This is a genomic window from Tumebacillus permanentifrigoris (assembly GCF_003148565.1).
Classification (GTDB): Bacteria; Bacillota; Bacilli; order Tumebacillales; family Tumebacillaceae; genus Tumebacillus; species Tumebacillus permanentifrigoris.
Genome location: NZ_QGGL01000056.1, coordinates 1 through 1,266, shown reverse-complemented (window position 1 = coordinate 1,266; position 1,266 = coordinate 1). Strand labels below are relative to the sequence as shown.

The following is a 1,266-nucleotide window of genomic DNA, read 5'->3' as shown; positions in this document are numbered from 1 at the left end:
TGATGTGCACCCCTTAAAATAGACATTGAGAAAAGACCCCTCAATGGTAATCTATTTTAGGGGGTGTCTTTTTTATGGCGAAGAAAGGTCAAACGTTTCAACATTATCCTGAATCAGTGAAAAGAGAAGCGATTCGGTTGCGTGAAGTAGAGAAATGGACAAACCGTGCAATAACCGAACATCTTGGGATTCACGATATCAATCGGGTGAAAAGATGGGTGCGTGTCTACCGGGAACAAGGAGAGAGGGTATTCGAGGATCGTAGAGGAAATCCGCATCGGGTACAAACCGAAGAGTCTCGGACTATCAAACACATGGAGATGGAGAACGCCGTGCTAAAAAAGTGGTTAGAAATCTTGAGTCAGGAGGTGTCCAAACGAAACAGCAGGTCGTTGAAGCGCTAAAAGATCTGTATCCTGTCACAATTCTATGCAAGTTGCTTCAGCTTTCCAGAAGCGGTTATTACAAATTTTTGAAGCGGAAAGAACAAGAACCAGACCATGAACTAAAAGACTGTATCCAGGCCATCTATCACATGCGGGAAAAGAAATACGGATACCGACGCATACAGGCGGAGTTGGAGCGGCTAGGCCGGAAGGTCAACCACAAAAAGGTGTTGCGCCTGATGCAGGAACTGGGCCTGCGTTCCATCATTCGAAAGAAGCGTAAAGTGCAGCCCAAAGGAGACGGTTTACCACCTCGCGTGGCTGAGAACCTGCTCAAACGAGACTTTACCGCAGAAGCGCAAAACAAAAAATGGGTGACTGACATTACCCAGTTTGCGGCAGGAGATCAATGGTTGTACCTATCAGCAATTAAGGATCTGTATACGAAGGAGATTGTCGCCTACCAGATGAGCTTGTGGAATGACACCAAACTCGTACTAGACACCTTCAAACAAGCATTTGCAAATAAAAGAGACGTTACTGGCTTGATCGTTCACAGCGATCAAGGATGCCAGTACACGTCTCACGCCTACCATGACATGCTGCCGAAGGTTGGAGCCCAAATCAGCATGTCACGTCGCGGCAATTGTTACGACAACGCCGCTATGGAAAGCTTCTTCTCCCATCTGAAAGCCGAAGCACTCTACCCATATGATATACGAGATGTGGCAGAAGCTCAAAGGCGAATTGTAGCGTATATCAAGTTTTACAACGAAGAACGCATACAACTTAAACTAAACAAGCTGACGCCTGTCGAATACAGGCGCCAGCTTGCGGCTTAGGGTCTTTTTTCACTGTCTACAAAATGGGGTCTTGACCA

Annotated in this window: 2 protein-coding genes; both read left to right on the top strand. The window is 46.4% G+C overall.

The annotated features are described in order from the left end of the window. The first annotated feature begins 74 nt into the window (after positions 1-74). Entirely contained in the window at positions 75-404 is a 330-nt protein-coding gene (locus tag C7459_RS22825; RefSeq protein ID WP_109691469.1) for a helix-turn-helix domain-containing protein, read from the top strand. After that, complete coding sequence (locus C7459_RS22820; RefSeq protein WP_109691468.1) at positions 344-1,228, top strand: IS3 family transposase; 885 nt, start codon at positions 344-346, stop codon at positions 1,226-1,228. The genes C7459_RS22825 and C7459_RS22820 overlap by 61 nt, the downstream gene beginning before the upstream one ends. Positions 1,229-1,266: the final 38 nt, after the last annotated feature.